This is a genomic window from Pseudoalteromonas sp. UG3-2, assembly GCF_037120705.1.
Classification (GTDB): Bacteria; Pseudomonadota; Gammaproteobacteria; order Enterobacterales; family Alteromonadaceae; genus Pseudoalteromonas.
Genome location: NZ_JAWLJU010000002.1, coordinates 2,181,389 through 2,198,915, shown reverse-complemented (window position 1 = coordinate 2,198,915; position 17,527 = coordinate 2,181,389). Strand labels below are relative to the sequence as shown.

Here is a 17,527-nt window from a genome sequence, read left to right as displayed (position 1 = left end):
ACAGCATTTTCGCCATAGAGTCCTGTAGCTATACGTTAGCCAGATTGGTATGTGGTATCATAACTGAATAACAGCAGTTTTAGCTTAATACAGATTTAACATGGGTAAGTAACATGGCGATACAGTGGTTTCCGGGACACATGAACAAGGCGCGCAATGAGATCAAAGAGATCATGCCGCAAGTGGATGTCATTATTGAGGTATTAGATGCCCGCATACCTTACAGCAGTGAAAACCCCATGGTGGGGCAATTGCGCGGTGACAAGCCGGTGATCAAAATCATGAACAAAGCCGACTTGGCCGACCCTGAGATGACTGAGCAGTGGATGGCGTATTTTGAGCAAGAAAGTGGCGTGAAGGCGCTGGCTTTGAGCCATAATAAGGGCAATGACGTTCAGCGCATTAATGCCTTATGTAAAAAGCTGGCTCCGCATAAGGTGGGTCAAGACAAACAGCTTAAAGCCATGATCATGGGCATCCCAAATGTTGGTAAGTCGACGCTTATCAATCACTTGGCTGGCCGCATTGTCGCAAAAACTGGCAATGAGCCTGCCGTGACAAAAGCGCAGCAACGGATCCGCTTAGAAGATGGCATTATGCTTTACGACACCCCAGGGATGCTTTGGCCGAAAGTAGAAAACGAAAACTCAGGCTATCGCTTAGCAGCAACAGGTGCCATAAAAGACACCGCCATCAACTACGAGGAAGTGGCCAGTTATACCGCAGAGTATTTGTTAAAAGCCTATCCTGAGTTACTGCGAACACGCTATAAGGTTGACGAACTACCGGATTGCGATTGGACCTTTATTGAAATGGCGGGACGAAAGCGTGGCTGTTTGCGCAGTGGTAATCAAGTTGATACTCACAAGATGTCGGAGATTTTGATCAACGAATTGCGCGATGCGATATTGGGGCGAATTACCATGGAAACCCCAGAGATGCGTGAGCGTGAAGAGCAAATGGTTGCCGAGCTCAGAGCGCAAGCTGAGGCGAAAAAGGCGGCGAAAGAGGAAGAGAAGCGTCAGCGCCGGGCGCGAGCGCGTAAAAATCGTCGTTAAGCCGCGAGCTTGGTTTGGTTTCTACCTTGCTTGGCTTTATATAGCGCCGCATCGGCGCGCTTTATAAAGCCATCTTGAGACTCATCAATATGATATTGTGCTACGCCTATACTCACCGTGACTTTGACCTCGCATGGGGCCTGAGCTAACGCCTGGTGTATTTTATCAGCGATCTTGGCTCCTTGCTCAAGGTTGGTTTTAGGCAGTAGCACCATAAACTCTTCACCGCCCCAACGACAGACTTTACCCTCATCACCAACCTGCTGTTTGCAGACATCGGCAAAGCACTTTAATACTCTATCGCCAACCACATGACCATGTTGATCATTCACCTGTTTGAAATGGTCGATATCCATCATTAACATGGTCACTGGCAGTGCTTGGGTACGGGCCTTGGCAAGATGTGCTTGTAAAAAAGGCTCAAATGCTTGGCGGTTATAGGCTTCAGTCAGCTTGTCGCACTTAGCCATTTTTTCTAGCCGCTTTTGGTAATGATTGAATGTCAGTTGTGCAATACCGAGAATACATAAGGTTACTAAACTACCGACCCATAACTTTGTGGTGAAAATACTTTCAAAAGCGTGCGCTTTTTCTAAACGCTGTTCTACCACTAAACGCCAACCCAAATCACTGAGGTAACTACTATGTACAAAAGTGGTTTGCTGCTCATCTTCTTGATGAAATTTATAAATTGGCTGCGTTAGTATTTGCTCAGCTTGGTTGGGGAAACGGCTTTGGATATTGTCACCAATGGCATTGTCATAAAATAGTAAGCGACCATGGTGATCAATAAAATACACCTTTCTGGCGTAGGTTTGTTGATATTGCTCGATCAGTATTTGTAAGTCAGTAAGTAACACACCTACACCGATAATGCCCTTGACTTCACCTTGATGCATTATTTTATGATTCACATACACAATTGCTTGGTTATTATCCCGCGGGTCTATGTCGACATTCAGGTTGTAGTCTTGGCTTCCTTGAGTGCTGACACGGTACCAGTCGTTTTGCTTATCGCGTAGATCCAGCGTTTGCTTATTGCCGTTGTAGTGATAGTAGGTAAGCGAGTCATCATCGACCATAAAACAGGTTTTAGCATTATGGAGCTGCCTTACAGATTCTAGGAAATCGAATAAGGCGGATTCACTGCGTGTGTCTGAGGCCAGCCAGCGTTTGACAAAGGTATTATGCGCCATTTGTTTGGCGGCGATGATCGGTGCTTGCAGGCGTTTTTGAATATCGATATCGATGAGGTGACTGGTGAGAGGCAGGGCGTCATCTTGAATACCACTGTATAGTGATTGCTTAGTATGCTCGATACTAACCCAGCTGGTAATAATAAAGCCGACCAGTAATAACAAACTTAAGAGCAAATTATAACGATATCGCGGTGCGTTCATCTGACTGCAGATTTGCTGAAAACACTATTTTAAGGGGACATAGTAATCGTGGCTATTACATCAGATTACAGCAATAAAAAAAGCCCTAAATAGGGCTTTTTGATTCATATCTACCGTCACCGATATGAGCAATGTAGCAAGTAAAAAAGTGGTTGCCAGTGATACACATCAAGGGGCGTTGTAGCATATCACCAGCAACAAAGCTGTTTACGTGAGCAGCACGATTCAGGGTCGAATCTGTTAAACAAAAAGAGCAATATCGCCTTGCCTTTGTTGAGAGTGATTATCAATTAGATTAGTGCTGGTGTCAATAGTTTTTGATAATAATTCTCATTACATTAATGTGCCTAAGTAGTTCAGATCTGCAGACATAAAAAAAGCCCTATAAAGGGCTTTTTTAAGTCATATCAACCGTCACCGATATGAGCAATGTAGCAAGTAAATTTTAACAACAACTCCACTTGGCTTAGGGGAACCAAGTAAAGTGTATTCGCCATTAACGTTGGCGATCCGTGTTTCAGGGTCGAGAAACAAACTAGAGTAAACTGTTGCTAAGTCGCTAAAGGTATTTCCTTATCCCTTAAACTGATTAGCTGTCACAACAAAACGTTCCTGTTTTGTTGATATTGATTATCAGTTAGATTTAACTGGCTGTCAACACCCAATTAAAAATAATTCTCATTTATATGTTGGTGATCGCGATGGCTAATAGCAGGCATAAAAAAAGCCCTGCAAAGGGCTTTTTGATTTCATATCTACCGTCACCGATATGAGCAATGTAGCAAGTAAAATGTGGGGTGTTAGGTTTGCGTCTGGGGTGCAAGTGCGCCTAACATCCTTGGTAGTTATGGCTACCAGCCATGTTTCGGGTCAAGAAACAGTGGTCTCAACTACTACGTCTTAATGCAGCGAGAAAACAAAACAAGCCGTCACTCTTGCCTTGTTGAGATTGATTATCAGTTAGATCTTGCTGGCTGTCAACCATGTTTTTGAAAATAATTCTTATTTAGATCTATCTATTTGAGTCCGCTGCATTTTTATATTTTGAGTTTGATGTGTGTTTTGGGTTTTTATATTGTTGTGTAAATTTAGATTTAATGTCACTAAACCCTAGGTGGGCCTAGTGACAAATGGGTGGCTATTGCGCTGCTTTAGTAGAGAGGCTACGTAAAGATTGCCATGGGATCGCCGGTGGGGTGTTGCTTAAGGGGCGCGTAAATGTCTTAAGGTAGGGAGTGGGGCCGGTGAAAAAACCGGTGTTTCTAAGGTAGAAACGCGATTGTGTTGTTCCCCCTTGGTAGTCGAGGCGTGATTGCTTTTTAGCCGTGGCATCATAAGTAAATTTAGCTTGGTTCAGTTCAACCCAATTACCTTGGGTGTCACGCAAAAACTGGCGGTGGTAAAACGCCTTGCGCTGCAATTGACCCGCTTGAGGTAAAAAGTTTTCTAAAAAGCTATGGGGCCTGGCAACATAAGTGGTGGTCTCTGGGCGGCTAAACGCAGCAATAAGTCGCCACTGACCTGTTTCAGGGGTATAAAAGTACCCTCGATAGTCAGTATGGCCAGGGTGTTCAGCACTGGGCTCTATATTGACTAAAAAGCGATAGGTAGTATCCGTTTGCCACTGGTAACGTAAGTAGCTTTGTCCCCCAGAACCCTCATTGCCAAACTCGCCGACATACACCTCAGGCCCTTTATCAAGTAGTTTGATTTTTAAGTGCTCGGGTATGGTACTGGGATCATCAGTTTGGTAAGGGCTCCACACCGAGAATAACACGCGTCGTTCGGTGGCTGAGTTAACCTGAATACCAAAATAGCCTTCGCCGAAGCCATTGGCCATAAAGTAAGAGCCCTCGGGATCATAGCCGGTAGGCACGGTCACTTCGTTGTAGAACCAATTGTAGTCTTTTTTATCGGGTAGCTGATAATTGAGATGCACAGACGGGCCACGGCGGCCCCAGTAAACGTCTTCTTTGACATAATGGGGGGCGCTTGCCAGCGCTGCACCACTGACACTTATCCCCTTGATGGCGGGAAACTGATTATGGCGACCATTGGCTAAGGCTTTACCCTGCACGGCGATTGTTTGGTACCCGAGTTGGGCAACCTCAAACTCACCAACGGTGATAACTTCGGGGCTATTACGCTTAATTTCGACACTGGTTTGACTATGATTGTGGCTGATTAGCAAGGTACTAGGTGATATGGGGCGCTGCAAGTGGAGTTTTAGGGTGTAGCGACCGGTGCTGTTAGCATAAAAGTAGTGATTAAATGTAAGTTGCTTATCCTGCCATTCGCGGATCCCTGAGGCCGTTATATATTGCTTGGTGGCGCTAATGTCCTCGTCGACCCAAGCATTACCATAACTGCTAATGAAATACTCTTGGGCGCAGACCCACAGTGAGGTACAGAGCAACAATGGCGTTATAAGTATGCGCTTCATTGGTTTTCCTTAAATGGGGCCGAAGCCCCATCGCTGTTGATGACGATTAAAACGAGGTGTTAATACCTAAACTGACGGTACGGCCATAGCGGCTTAAGCTACTGACTTGCTCAGGCACTTTAATGTATGACCACTGACGTTCGTTAGTTAGGTTGGTGACATTGAGGTCGATTCGTGTTTTATCAGTAACATTATAGCTGGCGCTAAAGTCGAACTGTCCGTAATCGGCTGCCCACTGTGGACCACCCCAAGCATCTGGATACATCAAGTAATCATCTCGCCAGTTGTAGGCAATACGCGCTTGATAATCATTTTTCTCATAATAGATCACCGCATTGTAAGAGTGTTCAGACATGCCTGCGAATGGCAGCTGATCTTTTTCTGGGTCATCATAATTGCTGTCGGTAAAGGTATAGTTTGCTTGCACACCAAGGCCATCAAAAGGCGCAGGCAGTAAGTTCTCAAAGGATTGTTGATAAGCGATTTCAAAGCCTTTTACTTCCGCGCCCGCTTCTGAGCGTGGCGATATTTGCGTAAACTCTGGGCCTTCTACTGCTTCACCGTCTTTTAAAAAGGTGCCAACATTAATGGTGCCAACACGCCCCTCGGCAATAACCGATTTAATGTCTTTAAAATAGGTCGCAAAGGTCAGGGCGCCATAATCTGAGAAGTACCACTCCAGCGCAAAGTCAACTTGGTTGGCACGCAATGGCTTAATACCAGGGTTGGCTAGGTAAAGCTCAAAGTTGTTGAAGCTCACGTAGCTGTATGGGGTTAGAAAACCAATATTCGGGCGAGTGATGACCTTAGCTGCACTGGTTCTAAACAACAAGCTGTCGGTAATATCGAGCTTGAAATTCATACTTGGCAAGACATCGGTGTAGTCATCTTCAAGGTAAGAGTTAGAGTAATAGTCTGCCATGTCACCGTCGAGTTGATACAGAATGTCGCCATTCTCATCCTCTTCGACCTTATACACTAAGTTTGGGTAGTCGAACACATAACCATCTGAGGTGATCTCAGTCTTAATCGCTCTGATACCTAAATTGAGGTTATAAGGCAGTTGCGCCAGCTCACCCACTAAGTTGGTTTCAAGGTATAGAGCAAAGGTGGCTTCTGAGAGTTCATAAGAGTCTTGAGGTGTTCTAGAGGCACGAATTTTATCGTCGGCAGCTTGGCCGTTAATGGACTGATAAAACGCATAGAGCTTATCATAATCAAAGCTTGCCCAGGGGGCCGGGTGTTGCCCAGGTTCTCCTTCTAAGAAGTTGTCGAAGTTGGCCGGTACCAAAACATCGGCTGGCAGGCGAAACAGCTCGAGTCCCCCTAGGGTTTCAACGCTGGAGTCATCAAAGCTGGCGTAGTCTGAATTTTTAAAATAGGCACCGCCGTTACTAAACATGGAAGGGTTTTGCGACTTACTGACATCACGCGCTTTGGTTTGTTTGCCATAGTGAAAGCCAAACTGAATGTCCTTGACCATTTCCCACTCGGGAAGGTAATTTCCCACCAGTTTGAGCTCTTCAACATCACTGATGATCTCAGTTCCGTAGTTGTAACTGTAATGCGCGCCAAACGGTTGATCGGCATTGAGTGCCGGCGACATAGTGACGTCTGGAAGTAAGTTATCACTGGTTTGGTCGATGGTGATGGTATCGACAAAGCCACGCGCAACAATGTAGCGGTTATCACCGTCATTAACGCGCTCAGCGCGAGATTTAGACAAGTCCAGCTCTACGGTTAAATCAGAATTTGCGTACCACTTGAAGTTTACCCCAGCTTGCCAAGTATCGGTATTACGCGGCTCAGAAACATTAAGTAACTCGGCCATGGCACCATCAACTAGCTCGACATAATTGACATTACCCTCGTCATTGAATTTGAGCTCGCCAACAGCAGGGATACCAGGCGTCCAAGGTTCATCATAGGTGACAAAAGAAATTTGATATTTTTCGCCGTCGGTTTTATAGCTGGAATAAAGGCTATCAAAGGTCACATCGATGTCGTCAGTGGGTCGCCATTGCAGCGCTAAGCTGGCACCAATGCGCTCGCGTTCGTCTTGCCAGTTTGAGTAGCGAACATACCCTGGGATCATCGACGGGTGAACTTCTTCTCCTTCGTCCAGTTCACCATTACGGTTACTGTCAACCGGAACGCGAACATCGGTATTTTCTTCGGGATCATAAAACCCTTGCCCTTCATAGGCATCTTCTCGTTGTGTGCGCTCTGAATAAACGGCTGTAAATAAGGCACCAAAGGTATCGTCAAAAAAGGTATCGCTGATCAAAAACGACGCTTGCGGATTGGTATCGCCGGTGCGCTCTTCATAAATTGCTTTGGCGCTCCCTGCTAGGGTAAAGCCATCCATATCCAGCGGTCGGCGAGTTTTTATATTGATCACGGAGCCAATACCGCCTTCTTGGGTTTTGGCTTGGGGTGACTTATATACCTCGAGCGCCTGAACCATTTCCGGTGCGATCAAGTCAAAATTAAAGTCCCGGCTGCTGTGCTCCGAGGCCATTCGACGACCATTGATGGTGGTGACATTAAAGTCGCCCCCTAAACCGCGTACGGTGACATTTTGGCCTTCCCCGGCATTGCGGGTAATAGCAATGCCTGTCATGCGCTGCAGTGCTTCTGCAAGGTTCTGATCGGGGAACTTGCCGATGTCTTCAGCAACGATGGCGTCCATCACACCAACGGCATTCTTCTTTAAAAATAAAGACTCTTTAATACTGGAGCGTACCCCTCGTACTTCAATCGTTTCGACTTGCTCTTCGGCTTGTTGTTCTTGTTGCTCTTCTTCGTTGGCATAGCTGGGAAGGGTCAGGGCGGAACTGACCGCCAACCCCACGGCACAGCGTTTGAGTGTCTGCTTCATCTTATTGTCCTGTTGAGTATGTTGTTATGTTGCGCGTATCTTTGACGCGATTATCGGCATGAGCAAAGACGATGGGGTAGTCAGAGTAAGCCGGCGCTTACCCTAACCACCTCTTTCGCTAAGACACAATGCCTAGAGGTGTTGCAGTACGCCATGTGCCCCGAGTAAAGTCTGGGAAGTCCTTGCTATTACTTCTGTCTGCAACTGAGTCCATAGAAAGTGGGAAGACGGCTGACCATGCCGCGGCATCGTAAACATCTTGATCCAGTGGCTCGCCATTACGAAGGCAATAGACGATGCGCCAGAACATTAGAAAGTCCATACCACCATGACCGCCATTGCGTTCGGCTTCTGCGCCCATTTTTTGCCATAGTGGGTGGTCATATTTGCCATACCAGTCGTTCATGTCGTAGTCCCATTCATGAAAGCTCTTACTCCCGCCATTTTCTAGCGCGATGCGGTTGGGGAATCCTGCAAATACGCCATTGGTACCTTGAATTAAGTTATGGCGGGAGTAAGGGCGTGGGGTAGTGGTATCGTGCTGTACCATAATTGAACGACCTTTTGCGGTTTTAATAATGCTGGTGTTCATATCGCCAGCAATATAATCCAATTGATTACGTGGGTGATCGGCTGGAAACTCTCGTTTGGCATAGGCCGCGCGTCCCAGCGCCGGTGAGCTCATCGAAGAAATGTAATCAAAGCGATCACCGCGATTGATGTTCATATACTGAGAAACCGGGCCTAAGCCATGGGTGGGATAGAGGTTACCGTTACGCTTAGTGTGCCAGTGAGTACGCCATGAGCCGGTTTTTTGCTCCAGCTCTTTCATCTGCCAGCGCAATTCATGAATATAAGCGGCTTCACCATGCAGCAGCTCACCAAATAAACCTTGGCGAACCATGTTTAGCACCATCAGTTCGTCGCGACCATAGCAAACGTTTTCAAGCATCATGCAGTTTTTCTGCGTACGCTCTGAGGTATTCACCAGCTGCCATGCCTCTTCAATGGTGACCGCGGCAGGTACCTCAACTAACGCATGCTTACCGCTTTCCATGGTATCTACCGCCATTGGGGTATGCCATTTCCAAGGTGTGGAAATAATAACAATATCGATATCATCTCGTGCTAGCATGCGGCGGTAATCAAGATCACTGCGACCATAGGTGTCGGGTTTGTTTAAGCCTTTATCGGTAACAATCTTGACTGCGCGGTCAACCACGGCTTGGTGGGTGTCGCATATCGCTTTAATTTCGACACCATCGATATGGCAAAAGTGCTTAACCGCACCGACGCCCCGCTGTCCAACGCCAATGAAAGCAACTCTCACAACATCGAGTTTGGGCACCACTAAACCCTGAACTGAATTTCCTTGTGGCTTTGGCGCCAGCGGCGACTTATTATTATTGCTGGCGCAGCCAACCACTGCGCTTGTTGCTGCAATTGCAGCCATGGATTGCAGGAATCGCCGACGGTTTAGATCACCCATAATAACCTCATTAATGTTCAGTTTTGTTGTTAAAAGCGGAATGTTACTTTTTGGTTATTATTACGGCAGATATGTTTTGAACGCAAGTAAAAGATCTTTCAGATTGCTTCGTTTTGTTTTCAGTTTTCTTTCGATTTAAATTTAATTGCATGAAAATCAAGTGTTTATATTTTATTTGAAGTGAAAGTAAAAAAATAAATTGAAAGCAAGTGAAAGGTGTGTAGACTAAAATTAACCAAAACGAAAGGAGGTGTCATGCTGAACACCATTGAAAGACGCCATGAAATAGTCCAGCTCGTAGGTCAAGCAGAGCGAGTTGAGGTAGCTGAATTGGCAGAGCAATTTGGTGTATCAACGGTGACCATAAGAAACGATCTTAATGCATTGCATGATAAGGGATTATTGGTTCGCTCTCACGGTGGAGCCATCGCCAGCTCGAAACTCACTAAGGAGTTAACCATTAGTGAAAAGCACGACCATCACCATCAACTGAAGGTGGAGTTAGGAAAGCGGGTGGCGGCATTAATTGGTAATAATGAGTCGATTATTCTGGACTCTGGTACCACTACCGAAGAGGTCGCCAAGCAGTTGCATCAACATCAACAAGTGGTGGTGATGACCAATGGCTTGAATGTTGCGCAAGCGTTAGTAGCAGCTGACGGCGTAGATGTGTTGATGACGGGCGGTTCATTACGGAAGAAGTCGTTGTCTTTTTACGGTAGTCATGCTGAAGAGCAGTTGCAACAGTACCACTTTGATCGTTTAGTGCTAGGTGTCGATGGCTTTTCGGTCGATGTTGGGGTAACCACACACTTTGAGCCTGAGGCGACACTGAATCGACAGATGTGTAAGGCTGCCAAGCAAGTGATCGTGGTCACCGATTCCAGTAAATTTGACCGCAAAGGCGTGCATCGCATTATCTCCTGTGAAGAGATTGACGTTTTGGTAACAGATAGTGGCATACCAGCTGAAGTACATGAACAGCTGGTCGCTGCCGGAATTGAGGTACATTTAATAACGTCTTAAGAGGTGATCACATGCGGCGTTTTCAAGCCCTAATCAAAGCCAACAAGTCAGGGAAAAACACTGGCATTTATGCCATTTGCTCAGCTCACCCTTGGGTGCTGGAAGCGTCGATAGATTATGCTAAGCGTGAAAACACGCCGCTGTTAATTGAGGCCACGGCTAATCAAGTCAATCAGTTTGGTGGTTATACGGGTATGCAGCCAAGTGACTTTATTGCCAAAGTGGAGGCCATGGCAATCGAGCAGGGGTATGATACTAACCAGCTTATCTTTGGTGGAGATCACCTTGGCCCAGTTTGCTGGACCACTGAAAACAGTAGCACCGCAATGGCCAAGGCCTGTGATCTGGTGGCGACGTATGTAAAAGCCGGGTTTAAAAAAATTCATTTAGATGCCAGTATGCCTTGTGCAGATGATCCTGAATGTTTAAATGACGAGATTGTTGCCAATCGTGCCGCTATTTTATGCCAAACTGCAGAAAAAGCGGCACAAGAGACTTTTGGTTACAGTGACATAGTGTATGTCATTGGTACTGAGGTCCCGCCGCCGGGAGGTGCCGATGAAACCATTGCCCATATTCAACCAACCAGTGAAGCGGCGGCGCGTACTACCTTAGCGTGTCACCGCGATACTTTTGCCAAGCATGGCTTAGAACAGGCGTGGCAGCGGGTTGTGGCTATGGTGGTACAGCCTGGGGTAGAGTTTGATAACACCCAAGTATTTGATTACCAGCCGCAAGCAGCGGCACAACTGAAAGACTTTATTCAGCAGCAAGGGGATATTGCCTTTGAGGCGCACTCAACCGACTATCAAACAGCCACTGCCTATCAATCACTGGTGGCCGATCACTTTGCAATTTTAAAAGTGGGTCCTGAGCTTACCTTTGCCCTGCGTGAGGGCTTGTATGCATTGCATCATATAGAGCAACAATTATTTCCAGAACATCATAGCGACTTTATTGCAGTGGTTGACGAGGTGATGCAAGTAAACCCGAATAACTGGCAGCGCTTTTATCATGGTGACGCACAACAGCTACAGTTTTTACGCCAGTTCAGTTTTAGTGATCGGATCCGCTATTATTGGCAGCAGCAGCCGGTGCAAGCCGCACTTGATACCATGTTAGCTAACTTAGCGCAGCGCGATATACCTTTGCCATTGGTGAGTCAGTATTTTCCTGAGCTCTATCAAGCTGTCCGCACTGAGCAGCTTAGCAGTCAAGGTAAAGCGTTAGTGTTGGCTAAAGTTCAAGCTGTGGTGGCACGCTACTCAAGGGCATGTTTTGCAATGGAGGCGGCATCATGAGCACCATGTTAGGATTAGATGTTGCGCAATTAGAAGCCCACAATGCTTATTGGACCGCGAAAGAAATCGCCCAGCAACCCGAAATGTGGCAGGCAACGGCGGCAGTGGTGGCATCGCTGCGGACAGAGTTAATGGCCCAGTTTGCGCCTCTATTGGCACAGCCGCAGAGTCAAATTATTCTTACCGGCGCTGGTACTTCAGCCTACATCGGTGAGGCCATTGTAAATCACCTCAACCGACAGCTATTACCAGAAGTGAAGGCGGTCAGTACCACCGAGCTTGTGGCAGCGCCACAACAGTATCTAGACCCAAATAGGTCGTGTTTATTAGTGTCTTTTGCGCGTTCAGGTAATAGCCCTGAAAGCGTTGCGGCGGTTGAGCTGGTCAGTCAGTTAGTACCTCAATGCCAACACCTATTTATTACTTGCAATGGTCAGGGCAAGCTACACCAAAGTGCACAGCACAATCATCAGGCTCAGAGTCTGCTGCTACCCGCGGCGACACTGGATCAGAGTTTTGCCATGACCAGCAGTTACTCCTCTATGGTAGTGGCAGCATTGCAAGTGTTTACCCCAGACCAAGACGCCGTGACTAAGTTAATAGCAGCAGCTCACGGGCAATTATCAGCACAACAGCAAGGAAATATTCGTGCCTTTGCTCAGCAGCCGTTTGAGCGTTTAGTGTATTTGGGCTCGGGTTGTTTGCTCGGTTTTGCCAAAGAGGCGGCGTTAAAAATGTTGGAGCTGTCCGCAGGGCAAGTCATGAGTGTGTGTGAATCACCACTAGGATTTCGCCATGGGCCGAAATCACTGATAAACGATAAAACCGCGGTAGTGTGCTTTGTCTCTGGCGATCATTACACTCGACAATACGATCAGGATCTGGTGGCTGAGCTACTGGGTGATGGCATTGCCATGACTGTGCATTCAGTGTGCCCCAAGCAGGAGAGCTTAGCCGATGTCTGGCAGGGCATACTTTATATGCTGTTTGCGCAACAGCTGAGTTTTTATAAGGCGCTGGCCTTGGCAATTTCTCCCGATAATCCTTGTCCGTCTGGCGAAGTCAATCGCGTTGTTCAGGGCGTCACGATTCATCCCTTCGGGAGTGAGCAATGATTTATGGTTTAGATGTTGGCGGCAGTAAAATTGAAATTGCTGTTTTTGACGACACGCTACAACGGATCGAGTCTTGGCGGGTTGCGACCCCGCAAAGTAACTATGATGCTTTTATAGATGCCATGGTTAAGTTGGTCCAACAAGCCGATGATAAGTACCACTGTTACGGCAAAGTGGGCGTGGGCATGCCCGGCATTGTCAATGCCGAGCAGCGGGTATTGTCTGCCAATGTACCTTGCGCGAATGGTCGCATCGTAAAAGCGGATTTGACTGCTCGCTTAGCTCGGCCTATTGCGGTGGAAAATGACTGTCGCTGTTTTGCCTTATCAGAGGCCAGCTTAGGTGCTGGTAAGAATTATTCTAAGGTGTTTGGTGCCATTATTGGCACCGGAGCTGGTGGCGGGTTTTGTATTGATGGGCAATTGTATAAAAGCGCTCAGGGGATTGCCGGTGAGTATGGTCATCACCCGTTATCTGCGGTGCTGCAACAACATTACCAATTGCCGATTTTAGCGTGTGGTTGTGGTTTACAAGGTTGCTTAGAGCGATATGTCGCCGGTCCTGGTCTGGCTCGTTTATATCATCACTTTAGTGGCGTTGAGGCCAGCTCTGAGCAAGTCGTTGCCCAGTTGCGTGCGGGTCAGCATCAAGCACGGCAAGCGTTCAACTGTTACATGGATTTACTCGGCTCGGCATTTGCCAACCTCATTAAGGCCTATGACCCAGAAGTGATCGTCTTAGGCGGTGGTATGTCATTAATTGATGAACTGGTTGAGGCTCTGCCTAGCGCAATCGCACCGCATGTATTTAGTGGTATTAATGTACCAGACATTGTCCGTGCCAAACATGGCGACGCCAGTGGGGCTTTAGGAGCGGCATTGCTTGGGAGCACAGTCAATGACTGAGAGGACACGTTATATAAAGCCGCGGCGAGTATATACGCCACTAGGGGCGCTGAGTGGTCACGTTGTGGCCATTAAAAACGACCAGTTTTTAACAATCACCCCTGAGTCAGAAGTTTCGCAACCGGTGGAAGCGTATCCTGAACTTGATATGTGGCCTGGTCTCATCGATTTGCATATTCATGGTCGCGAAGGGTGCGATGTCATCGATGCTACGCTTGCCAGTATTGAGACCATCAGCCGCTCCTTATTGCGCCATGGCGTAACCGGCTTTTTAGCCACCACCGTCACCACCACATGGCCACAAACACTGGCGGCAATGAAAGTGATTGGCGAAGCGCATAAATTAACCCTGCCAGGCGCGCAGGTGTTAGGAGCATATAGTGAAGGGTTATTTTTCAGCGAGAAGCACAAGGGGGCTCATAATGAAGCCTTTTTTAAACCCCTCGATGAAGAGCTGATCGATGCCATGATAAGTGCTGCGGATGGCGCACTAAAAGCCGTCGCCTTGGCGCCAGAAAAAACCAATGGCATGGCCATGACGCGTTACTTAAGCGAGCGTGGAGTTCGAGTGATGTTAGGGCACTGCGATGCCAGCTTTGCTGAAACCAATGCTGCCTTAGCTCATGGCGCCTGTGGTGGCGTACATATTTTTAATGGTATGCGTGGGATTCACCACCGTGAACCAGGTTGTGCTGGTGCCCTGTTGCTAGATAGCCAGGCTCTGGTTGAAGTCATCGCCGATGGTAACCATTTGCACCCGGCTATATTGCAGTTGATTTATCGCTTGAAAGGGCCTGAAAAAATGGCACTGATCAGTGATTGTATTAATGCTGGTGGCTTGCAAGATGGCCAGTACCAATTAGGGGAGTTGCCTATTGAAGTCAAAGGTGGGGTGGCGAAAACCCATGCTGGCGGCCTTGCTGGTAGCACCTTAACGTTAGAAAAAGCCGTGGCCAATCTAGTCGAATTGGCTGGCATTGAGCGCCATGAAGCGATAAATATGGCCAGCCTAGTACCTGCAACTTACCTTGGTATTGCAGCGCAGCAGGGTAGTATTGAAGTCGGTAAGTGCGCCCACTTTTCATTAATTGATGATAACGTCGATGTTCAGCATGCGTTTTTATTTGGTCAGCAGGTATTTTAAGCAATAATGCGCGGAGAAAATCACCGAAATGCCGCGTTTAGCTGACAATTTTCCCAATAACAAGCACCTAACTATAAGCTGTCAGAGGAAAAAATCCGACTGTGGTTTCGCATTAGAAACTTTTTCGTGAATTGATTGCATTTTAGGCGACTTCAAGGATGATGTTCGCTACAAGAGGTGATATACTCCCGCCGAATAATTTTTCTACTTTAAATAGAGTAAAACAATGGCAGATTTATCGAAATACAGAAACATTGGTATTTTCGCGCACGTTGATGCGGGTAAAACTACCACCACTGAGCGTATTCTAAAGCTTACTGGTAAAATTCACAAAACTGGTGAAGTACACGACGGTGAGTCAACTACTGACTTCATGGATCAGGAAGCTGAGCGTGGTATTACTATCCAATCAGCAGCGGTAACTTGTGAGTGGAAAGGCCACCGTTTAAACGTTATCGATACTCCTGGACACGTTGACTTCACAGTAGAAGTATACCGTTCACTTAAAGTACTTGATGGTGGTATCGGTGTATTCTGTGGTTCTGGTGGTGTTGAGCCGCAATCAGAAACGAACTGGCGTTATGCGAACGAATCAGAAGTAGCACGTTGTATCTTTGTAAACAAGCTAGACCGTATGGGTGCTGACTTCTACCGCGTAGTTGAGCAAGTGAAAAACGTACTAGGTGCAACGCCACTAGTAATGACTCTGCCTATCGGTATCGAAGACGAATTCAAAGGTGTGGTAAACATCATTGAAAAGAAAGCGTACATCTGGGATGACACAGGTCTTCCTGAAAACTACGAAATCACAGACGTTCCTGCGGACATGGTTGATGACGTTGAAGAGTACTACGAGCAGCTAGTTGAAACTGCAGTAGAGCAAGACGACGACCTAATGGAAGCGTACATGGAAGGCGAAGAGCCGACTATTGAACAGCTTAAAGCTTGTATCCGTAAAGGTACTCGTGACCTAGCGTTCTTCCCAACTTACTGTGGTTCTGCATTTAAGAACAAAGGTGTACAACTAGTACTAGACGCAGTTGTTGATTACCTACCTTCACCAACTGAAGTTGATCCTCAGCCACTTACTGACAAAGAAACTGGTGAGCCGACTGGTGAAGTTGCAACTGTTGACGCTGATGAGCCACTAAAAGCGCTTGCGTTCAAAATCATGGACGACCGTTTCGGTGCACTTACGTTCATCCGTATCTACTCTGGTCGCATGAAAAAAGGTGACACAGTACTTAACTCTGCAACAGGTAAAACTGAGCGTATCGGCCGTATGGTTGAGATGCAAGCAGACGAGCGTAACGAACTAACTGAAGCTCAAGCGGGTGACATCATCGCAGTTGTGGGCATGAAGAACGTTCAAACAGGTCACACACTATGTGATCCTAAGCACGAATGTACACTAGAAGCGATGATCTTCCCTGATCCAGTAATCTCTATCGCTGTTGCGCCTAAAGATAAAGGTGGTAACGAGAAGATGGGTATTGCTATCGGTAAGATGGTTGCAGAAGACCCGTCGTTCCAGGTTGAGACTGACGAAGATTCAGGTGAAACTATCCTTAAAGGTATGGGTGAACTTCACCTAGACATCAAGGTAGACATCCTTAAGCGTACTTACGGCGTAGACCTAGTTGTTGGTCAGCCTCAGGTAGCTTACCGTGAGACTATCACGCAAGAAATCGAAGACAGCTACACGCACAAGAAGCAGTCTGGTGGTTCTGGTCAGTTCGGTAAGATCGATTACCGTATCAAGCCAGGCGAGCCTAACTCAGGCTACACTTTCTCTTCAAGCGTTGTTGGTGGTAACGTTCCTAAGGAATTCTGGCCAGCAGTTGAGAAAGGCTTCGGTTCAATGATGGAAGAAGGTGTTCTAGCTGGATTCCCTGTACTAGACGTTGAAATCGAACTATTTGACGGTGCTTTCCACGCAGTTGACTCATCAGCTATCGCGTTCGAAATCGCTGCAAAAGGCGCATTCCGTCAGTCTATCCCGAAAGCAGGTCCTCAGCTTCTTGAGCCAGTAATGAAGGTAGACGTGTTCACTCCAGAAGATAACGTGGGTGACGTAATCGGTGACCTTAACCGTCGCCGTGGTATGGTTAAAGACCAAGAAGCTGGCGCAACTGGCGTTCGTATCAAGGGTGAAGTACCACTATCTGAAATGTTCGGATACATTGGTCACCTACGTACTATCACGTCTGGTCGTGGTCAGTTCTCAATGGAATTCTCACACTATGCAGCTTGCCCAGCGAACGTAGCTGAAGCAGTAATTGCAGCAGAGAAAGAGAAAAAAGCAGCTAAGTAATTAATACTTAATTTGCAAGAAAGGCCGCATATACTGCGGCCTTTTTTTATCCTGATACTTACTTCATTGCGCTCTGCAGCACACTTCCTATAGTTTATACCAATCCGCATTAATACTTGCTCAATTTGAGAGAGCAAATTCGACGCTAACTGCGTTAAAAATTTCTTATTTAGAACAACTAAATAGCAAAATTTTCGCCTTGTTATCGACAGAATTTTCTTGCCTCAAATGGACCACTTAATTAAGCGGATTGGTATTATAGCGAGATCATCTAAGTTTAATAACAAAGTTCTTGATTTGGGTACTTTGGCACTTTATTATTAGCCTTTCTTCAATAGCGGTGACATTCTGGGCAATCACCCTTGCGCAGCAATGGCCATCCATTTCGTCGGATTAGTGCGCTAATCCAGTTGTTTTATCTGTCGGCTGGATACTCAGCCCAGATAGTAAT

General features: G+C 46.8%; 11 protein-coding genes. 7 read left to right on the top strand and 4 right to left on the bottom strand.

All coding sequences use genetic code 11. The annotated features are described in order from the left end of the window. Nucleotides 1–113 precede the first annotated feature (113 nt). Complete coding sequence (ylqF, locus tag R3P39_RS12960; protein WP_336567953.1) at nucleotides 114–1,058, top strand: ribosome biogenesis GTPase YlqF; 945 nt, start codon at nucleotides 114–116, stop codon at nucleotides 1,056–1,058. Here the strand turns inward: ylqF and R3P39_RS12955 are convergent. The 4 genes from R3P39_RS12955 to R3P39_RS12940 form a co-directional block, all read right to left on the bottom strand. Next, entirely contained in the window at nucleotides 1,055–2,458 is a 1,404-nt protein-coding gene (locus R3P39_RS12955) for a sensor domain-containing diguanylate cyclase (protein WP_336567951.1), read from the bottom strand. The two genes, ylqF and R3P39_RS12955, sit on opposite strands and share 4 nt — an antisense overlap. 1,138 nt (nucleotides 2,459–3,596) lie before the next feature. After that, nucleotides 3,597–4,901, bottom strand: a complete 1,305-nt coding sequence (locus tag R3P39_RS12950) for a DUF3472 domain-containing protein (protein WP_336567950.1) — start codon at nucleotides 4,899–4,901, stop codon at nucleotides 3,597–3,599. Nucleotides 4,902–4,947: 46 nt separating this feature from the next. Continuing rightward, the gene (locus R3P39_RS12945; RefSeq protein WP_336567949.1) at nucleotides 4,948–7,782 is read right to left on the bottom strand and encodes a TonB-dependent receptor; all 2,835 of its coding nucleotides are present in this window, start codon (nucleotides 7,780–7,782) and stop codon (nucleotides 4,948–4,950) included. A gap of 118 nt (nucleotides 7,783–7,900) precedes the next feature. Next, entirely contained in the window at nucleotides 7,901–9,271 is a 1,371-nt protein-coding gene (locus R3P39_RS12940) for a Gfo/Idh/MocA family oxidoreductase (protein WP_336567948.1), read from the bottom strand. 255 nt (nucleotides 9,272–9,526) lie between these two features. On the opposite strand from R3P39_RS12940, the gene agaR reads away from it, so the two are divergent. The 6 genes from agaR (at nucleotide 9,527) to fusA (ending at nucleotide 17,076) form a co-directional block, all read left to right on the top strand. Continuing rightward, nucleotides 9,527–10,297 (top strand): transcriptional repressor AgaR, encoded by a 771-nt coding sequence (gene agaR, locus R3P39_RS12935; RefSeq protein ID WP_336567947.1) that lies wholly within the window; start codon nucleotides 9,527–9,529, stop codon nucleotides 10,295–10,297. Nucleotides 10,298–10,308: 11 nt separating this feature from the next. Next, complete coding sequence (locus R3P39_RS12930) at nucleotides 10,309–11,598, top strand: D-tagatose-bisphosphate aldolase, class II, non-catalytic subunit (protein WP_336567946.1); 1,290 nt, start codon at nucleotides 10,309–10,311, stop codon at nucleotides 11,596–11,598. Beyond that, a complete protein-coding gene (locus R3P39_RS12925; protein ID WP_336567945.1) occupies nucleotides 11,595–12,713 on the top strand; it encodes an SIS domain-containing protein in 1,119 nt (372 codons plus the stop codon). The genes R3P39_RS12930 and R3P39_RS12925 overlap by 4 nt, the downstream gene beginning before the upstream one ends. Then, a complete protein-coding gene (locus tag R3P39_RS12920) occupies nucleotides 12,710–13,618 on the top strand; it encodes an ROK family protein (protein ID WP_336567943.1) in 909 nt (302 codons plus the stop codon). Before R3P39_RS12925 ends, R3P39_RS12920 begins: the two co-directional genes overlap by 4 nt. Continuing rightward, a complete protein-coding gene (nagA, locus tag R3P39_RS12915; protein WP_336567942.1) occupies nucleotides 13,611–14,762 on the top strand; it encodes an N-acetylglucosamine-6-phosphate deacetylase in 1,152 nt (383 codons plus the stop codon). Before R3P39_RS12920 ends, nagA begins: the two co-directional genes overlap by 8 nt. A 226-nt stretch (nucleotides 14,763–14,988) precedes the next feature. Continuing rightward, nucleotides 14,989–17,076: an elongation factor G gene (gene fusA, locus R3P39_RS12910; RefSeq protein WP_336567941.1), complete on the top strand. Its 2,088-nt coding sequence runs from the start codon at nucleotides 14,989–14,991 to the stop codon at nucleotides 17,074–17,076. The last annotated feature ends 451 nt before the right edge of the window (nucleotides 17,077–17,527 follow it).

Excerpts from the sequence above, each read along its gene's own strand:
- ylqF (WP_336567953.1), top strand. The coding sequence starts at position 114 with ATGGCGATACAGTGGTTTCCGGGACACATGAACAAGGCGCGCAATGAG.
- R3P39_RS12955 (WP_336567951.1), bottom strand. The coding sequence starts at position 2,458 with ATGAACGCACCGCGATATCGTTATAATTTGCTCTTAAGTTTGTTATTA.
- R3P39_RS12950 (WP_336567950.1), bottom strand. The coding sequence starts at position 4,901 with ATGAAGCGCATACTTATAACGCCATTGTTGCTCTGTACCTCACTGTGG.
- R3P39_RS12945 (WP_336567949.1), bottom strand. The coding sequence starts at position 7,782 with ATGAAGCAGACACTCAAACGCTGTGCCGTGGGGTTGGCGGTCAGTTCC.
- R3P39_RS12940 (WP_336567948.1), bottom strand. The coding sequence starts at position 9,271 with ATGGGTGATCTAAACCGTCGGCGATTCCTGCAATCCATGGCTGCAATT.
- agaR (WP_336567947.1), top strand. The coding sequence starts at position 9,527 with ATGCTGAACACCATTGAAAGACGCCATGAAATAGTCCAGCTCGTAGGT.
- R3P39_RS12930 (WP_336567946.1), top strand. The coding sequence starts at position 10,309 with ATGCGGCGTTTTCAAGCCCTAATCAAAGCCAACAAGTCAGGGAAAAAC.
- R3P39_RS12925 (WP_336567945.1), top strand. The coding sequence starts at position 11,595 with ATGAGCACCATGTTAGGATTAGATGTTGCGCAATTAGAAGCCCACAAT.
- R3P39_RS12920 (WP_336567943.1), top strand. The coding sequence starts at position 12,710 with ATGATTTATGGTTTAGATGTTGGCGGCAGTAAAATTGAAATTGCTGTT.
- nagA (WP_336567942.1), top strand. The coding sequence starts at position 13,611 with ATGACTGAGAGGACACGTTATATAAAGCCGCGGCGAGTATATACGCCA.
- fusA (WP_336567941.1), top strand. The coding sequence starts at position 14,989 with ATGGCAGATTTATCGAAATACAGAAACATTGGTATTTTCGCGCACGTT.